Below are 5,011 nucleotides of genomic sequence, written 5' to 3'. Positions count from 1 at the left end.
CGATGGTAGTGTGGGGCTTCCCCATGTGAGAGTAGGACATCGCCAGGCTTTAAATTTTTAGAGTCGTTTTTAAACGGTTCTAGAACTGCTGATATAGCTCAGCCCGGTAGAGCGCACCCTTGGTAAGGGTGAGGTCCCCAGTTCGAGTCTGGGTATCAGCACCACTATTTAGTTGATTCGATTTATCGAGTTAACAACAGAATTTGTTTGACGACCATAGCATTGTGGACCCACCTGATTCCATGCCGAACTCAGAAGTGAAACACAATAGCGCCGATGGTAGTGTGGGGCTTCCCCATGTGAGAGTAGGACATCGTCAGGCTTAAATTGCATTATGCTGAATAGACACTGCGGAGTGGTAGTTCAGTTGGTTAGAATACCGGCCTGTCACGCCGGGGGTCGCGGGTTCGAGTCCCGTCCACTCCGCCACTTATTAGAAAGCCTAGTCTTATGACTAGGCTTTCGTCGTTTCTGGATACGATAATTTTGTCTTCGACCAAAGAGTCCCGGTCGCCTGCGACCCCAAGCACTCCACCATTTATAAGAAGTCTCGCTAGAAATCGCGGGGCTTTTTTGCATCTAAATTATAGTGTTCGCCCTTCCATTGAATGACTTTTACACAAGGTTTGCGCGTAACCCATGACTCCTAGTTAACGTGTCCCATTATTCTGTTATTTATTAGAAAGTCTAACTCTACGATTAGAGTCTTTTTATTTGTATTTTCTACACCAGTTGTTATTTGAAACGAGCACGCGTTTCACAAACGCATATAGCTTTAAGCTTAGCACTCAAATACTCGAGCTATGCGACGTTGTAAGTCCGGTTAATGAGACTGTTCTGACTCAGCTGTATCCATTCAATATCGAAGTTATATAAGGCTTACAACTCATCCTATGTGCCCTGCGTTCGCAGATGTTTGCTTTATCAAGCGAGTGCACTTTAGTATTAGTTAACAGCCCTTCGTCTACGATACCTGACTTCTATTTTTCTCTGTGAATCTAGAGGGTACTTCTGATGTGTAATTAGGAATCGATCATGGATGTTTCTGCTAAGAGCGCTATAGCCCTTAATGAGGTGACTTCATCCTCTTGTTATTCATTAAGCTTAAACCACTCTTAATTGTATTGAGCACCCTGTTTGAAAAGTATCTCAAAGGGGAATTGGACTATATTTCAGGTTGAAGGAGAAAGTCGCTAGATTAAGGGCCCAAATTGGTGCCGGTGGGATACATATGCTAAGAAATAGAGAATTTCTCGTATTCGTGCAGTGATATTTATTATCCAATCAGATCGAGACTCTCTGGCTCTAGGTTCAGGTATCTTAGGAGATGTTTACCGGTCTCTTTTCTACTCCGATGTGTTTGTTGACTCGATATGAATTAGTTATGTTGACCACTTTACTCTGAACATATTGATTTCTTGCTGGTTAATTCAAGCTATGTTTTGGCTATTGCGACTAATATTAAGCTAGAAGGGCGTTATCGTTCACTTGGTAAGAATAGACTCAAAAAAAGATCATCGGGTGATATTTTAGTGATTATTTTAACAAATAGATAAAGCCTTAAAAGCTAATGGGGCGAACTATGAAATTAAGCTTTAACTTTGAAGATGCCAGTCAGATCTTTGTAGGATCTTTTGCTTTGGCTGTACCGATTTCTTTTTCCGAAGAAGCCTGGAAGTTAGGGGAGACTTTGCCTACTGCTAATCTGTTGCTGCTATTTTTATTATCAGCTGTGTTCTTAGGCTTTTATACTTATGAAAGTGTCTTTCAAAAAAATGTTGTTGCGCGCATGCCGGTGTTTATTTTCAGAATTGTTATTGCTTATGCTATGACGGCGTTGGTAGTTGCTTTGGTCCTGACATGTTTGGATAAGTTGCCTCTATTAAGCGATCCAATAGTCTCGTTTAAACGTGTCATTGTTATATCAATGCCCGCGTCTATGGGGGCTATTATAGTGGATAGTTTCGATAAAGAGTGAAACCGTATATCACCCAGGTTAAGTCATCAACAGAGCCATTCTAGCGCTTATTTGGTTCACTCTTAGATAACCAAGTAGCAAGCTCGCTAGAAAGGTTTCGACATGTCGTTGGGTGATTAAAGCTAAATCAAAAGAGTAAGGCCTAATTGTTTTACAAGAAAATTAAGACTGAGAGTTTCTGTACTGAATGAGCGATTAGAAAGGTGAGGGAGATGGAGGCACGCTAGGATCTTTAGATGCAAAAAAGCCGCATCAATGATGCGGCTTTCTTTAATTGGCTCCCCTTGCAAGACTTGAACTTGCGACATACGGATTAACAGTCCGCCGTTCTACCAACTGAACTAAAGGGGAATTGATTGTTTTATCTCTAATCAAGAGAATGGTGCCGACTACCGGAATCGAACTGGTGACCTACTGATTACAAGTCAGTTGCTCTACCTACTGAGCTAAGTCGGCATCATGTATCAAGAAGCTTACGCTTAATGATTAACTTGGCTCCCCTTGCAAGACTTGAACTTGCGACATACGGATTAACAGTCCGCCGTTCTACCAACTGAACTAAAGGGGAATTATTCTTAAAGCTTTAAAGAAATGGTGCCGACTACCGGAGTCGAACTGGTGACCTACTGATTACAAGTCAGTTGCTCTACCTACTGAGCTAAGTCGGCACATGATATTTCTTTGTGCTTTACTGTTGTTGTCAAGGACACCAACAAATAAATTGTGGTGCCCGGAGGCGGAATCGAACCACCGACACGAGGATTTTCAATCCTCTGCTCTACCGACTGAGCTATCCGGGCGACGAGGTGTATTAAACGTGTTTTCGCGTTCTGGGTCAACATTAAATTGCAAAAAAAGTATTGTTTGATGTTTTTCTATACTTAGTGGGTTGTTTTTGTTCGTTTGGGTAGAAAAACCTAGGTCTAGCATGCCTTAAAAGATGGCAAAACTACGGTTAACTGCTTTGAATGAGCGCTGAAATAAAAAAAGCACGTATGAAAACGTGCTTTTATATTAAAGGTTTTTCTCGAGAGTTTAGTGTTTTACTTCAAACCTATTTACCCAAGTCTCTAATTCGTTAGAAAGAGAAGCTAAAGTTTGAGTACTGTTATGGCTTTCCGTTACGACATCGCTCAGTTGGTTGCCACTTTCTTCAATCATATTGATACGCTTCGATATATCATCGCTTACCTGGGTCTGTTCAGCGGCTGCTGTTGCGATTTGATGGCTCATTGATGATATAGACTCTAATGCAATCACAATCTGTTGTAGCGCTTCAGAGGCATTCTGAGACTCTGCTACAGTACTTTCACTCGTTGCCGCACACACATTCATTGTTTGAATGGCGTTACGGGAACCTTCTTGAAGATTATTGATCATTAACTGAATCTCTTTGGTGCTCGATTGCGTTCGACCAGCAAGATTACGTACCTCATCCGCCACTACTGCAAATCCACGACCTTGTTCACCCGCTCGCGCAGCCTCAATAGCAGCGTTAAGTGCTAACAGGTTAGTTTGCTCTGCAATATCGCCTATAACGTCCAATACCTTAACAATATTGTTTACGTCGTTGTCTAGGTTAGCAACAGCTTCACTGGCTGTACCTAATTGTCCTGCTAGGCCTTGAATATTATCTACTGTGTTGTGGATTAGGAGCTGAGTATGTTGGCTTTGTTTGTCTGCCTCGTCGGTGTTACGAGCTGTATCGCCAGCTGAATCGGCAACATTATTTGCTGAAGACGCCATCTCAGTCATTGCGGTTGCGATCATTTCAGTTGATTGTTGCTGAGTTTCAGTAAGTTGAGCGATAGAACCTGCACGATCTTCCACGCGCTGTAATTCGCCTCTTAACGCTAGCATTGAAGAGTTGAGGTTTGATACTAACTCTGCCAGTGATTGACTCATTTGTTGTACAGCGTGATAGATACTGCCTTGCTCAGCTTGAGTCTCAAACGATGTTTGGATTTTTCCTTCTGCGACAGCTTGTACTGCTTCTCTTACGTCTTTGGGTTCACCGCCAAGTAGCGATAGCATACGTTTAATTGAGATAATCAAGCTTGAAAGAATGACACCAGCAATAGCCAAACATAAAATCAGTTGCCATTGTGCTGTTGACCAAAACCTTGCGTTGACTTCATTGAAGCCGATACCTGTACCTACGACCCAACCCCAATGAGGTGTTTTTTCTGCGATGGACAGTTTTTCTTCAATGCTTCCGTCGGGGAGTTTTTGTGTCCAGGTGTATTCGACTATTTGTCCTGTTCTATTGCCAAGTGCTCGCTGAATAAGTTGGCCAACGCTATTTCCATCGCCATCTTTAAAATCATTAAAGCTGGTTCCGTGTAGTTGCGGATCTAAAGGTGTTGCGACAAAAGTCATATCTTCATCAGCAACATATACATATTCATTGTCTTTATAGATATTGTTGCGCAGTAGGCGAGTGGCCAGCTGTTTGGCTTGTTGTTCTTCTAGAGTGCCATCAATAGCCATTTTTTCGACTTCAGTAAGAATGCTGTATGCACTTTTAAATAGCTCTGTCACGCGAGCTTTGTTGTCTATGTTGCTAGCAACTCTTAAGGTCCATAAACCTGTAGCCGTAAGTGCGAGCAAGGCAATCAAAATGATGCCTGATAATAAATAAGCTTGCGTTTTTAATTTCATATTTCCCCGTGCAGCGATCTAATAATAAGTATGGTGTATCATTCACGAATCTTAAGCTAAGTCGTGTAGTGCAGGTATCAGAAAGGTATCAAAACATGATGAAGATTAAATTTACGAAGAAAAAAAAGTCCCCAGAAGAACATTTTTCGCTGTCAAATGAATAAACAGAGGCAAGAGCAATTACTCTATTGAGGGTGGCGGACGTAGTCCATTTACTAGAAGATCAAGATTTAATGTTGAACTGATGTGTTATTGAATTGCGTTACTTTTATTCAAACGAAAAAAAGCCAAGTCTCTCGACTTGGCTTTCTTGAATGTGGCTCCCCTTGCAAGACTTGAACTTGCGACATACGGATTAACAGTCCGCCGTTC

General features: G+C 41.9%; 2 protein-coding genes, 7 tRNA genes and 1 rRNA gene. 4 read left to right on the top strand and 6 right to left on the bottom strand.

Annotation, left to right across the window (positions count from 1 at the left end):
• The first annotated feature begins 87 nt into the window (after nucleotides 1-87).
• The 4 genes from ACED53_RS22820 to ACED53_RS22805 all read left to right on the top strand — a co-directional run bounded on the left by ACED53_RS22820 (nucleotide 88) and on the right by ACED53_RS22805 (nucleotide 1,978).
• Nucleotides 88-164, top strand: a tRNA-Thr gene (locus tag ACED53_RS22820).
• A 42-nt stretch (nucleotides 165-206) separates the two neighbouring features.
• Nucleotides 207-322: ribosomal RNA gene (gene rrf, locus ACED53_RS22815) — 5S ribosomal RNA — on the top strand.
• Nucleotides 323-352: 30 nt separating this feature from the next.
• Nucleotides 353-429 (top strand) — tRNA-Asp (locus ACED53_RS22810).
• A gap of 1,153 nt (nucleotides 430-1,582) precedes the next feature.
• Complete coding sequence (locus ACED53_RS22805; RefSeq protein ID WP_009847710.1) at nucleotides 1,583-1,978, top strand: DUF2391 family protein; 396 nt, start codon at nucleotides 1,583-1,585, stop codon at nucleotides 1,976-1,978.
• A 275-nt stretch (nucleotides 1,979-2,253) separates the two neighbouring features.
• Here the strand turns inward: ACED53_RS22805 and ACED53_RS22800 are convergent.
• The 6 genes from ACED53_RS22800 to ACED53_RS22775 all read right to left on the bottom strand — a co-directional run bounded on the left by ACED53_RS22800 (nucleotide 2,254) and on the right by ACED53_RS22775 (nucleotide 4,639).
• Nucleotides 2,254-2,329: transfer RNA gene (locus ACED53_RS22800), tRNA-Asn, on the bottom strand.
• Nucleotides 2,330-2,358: 29 nt separating this feature from the next.
• A tRNA-Thr gene (locus ACED53_RS22795) sits at nucleotides 2,359-2,434 on the bottom strand.
• Between the two features lie 36 nt (nucleotides 2,435-2,470).
• Nucleotides 2,471-2,546: transfer RNA gene (locus ACED53_RS22790), tRNA-Asn, on the bottom strand.
• A gap of 24 nt (nucleotides 2,547-2,570) precedes the next feature.
• Nucleotides 2,571-2,646: transfer RNA gene (locus ACED53_RS22785), tRNA-Thr, on the bottom strand.
• Between the two features lie 56 nt (nucleotides 2,647-2,702).
• Nucleotides 2,703-2,778: transfer RNA gene (locus tag ACED53_RS22780), tRNA-Phe, on the bottom strand.
• Between the two features lie 235 nt (nucleotides 2,779-3,013).
• Nucleotides 3,014-4,639, bottom strand: a complete 1,626-nt coding sequence (locus ACED53_RS22775; RefSeq protein WP_017101452.1) for a methyl-accepting chemotaxis protein — start codon at nucleotides 4,637-4,639, stop codon at nucleotides 3,014-3,016.
• Between the last annotated feature and the right edge of the window lie 372 nt (nucleotides 4,640-5,011).

The sequence above is a fragment of the Vibrio sp. 1F169 genome, assembly GCF_041439605.1.
Classification (GTDB): domain Bacteria; phylum Pseudomonadota; class Gammaproteobacteria; order Enterobacterales; family Vibrionaceae; genus Vibrio; species Vibrio tasmaniensis_A.
Note: the sequence above shows the minus strand (reverse complement) of the source record. Positions and strands in the feature narration are given on the sequence as shown.

Coding starts and splice junctions, on each gene's coding strand:
- ACED53_RS22805 (WP_009847710.1), top strand. CDS start 1,583: ATGAAATTAAGCTTTAACTTTGAAGATGCCAGTCAGATCTTTGTAGGA.
- ACED53_RS22775 (WP_017101452.1), bottom strand. CDS start 4,639: ATGAAATTAAAAACGCAAGCTTATTTATTATCAGGCATCATTTTGATT.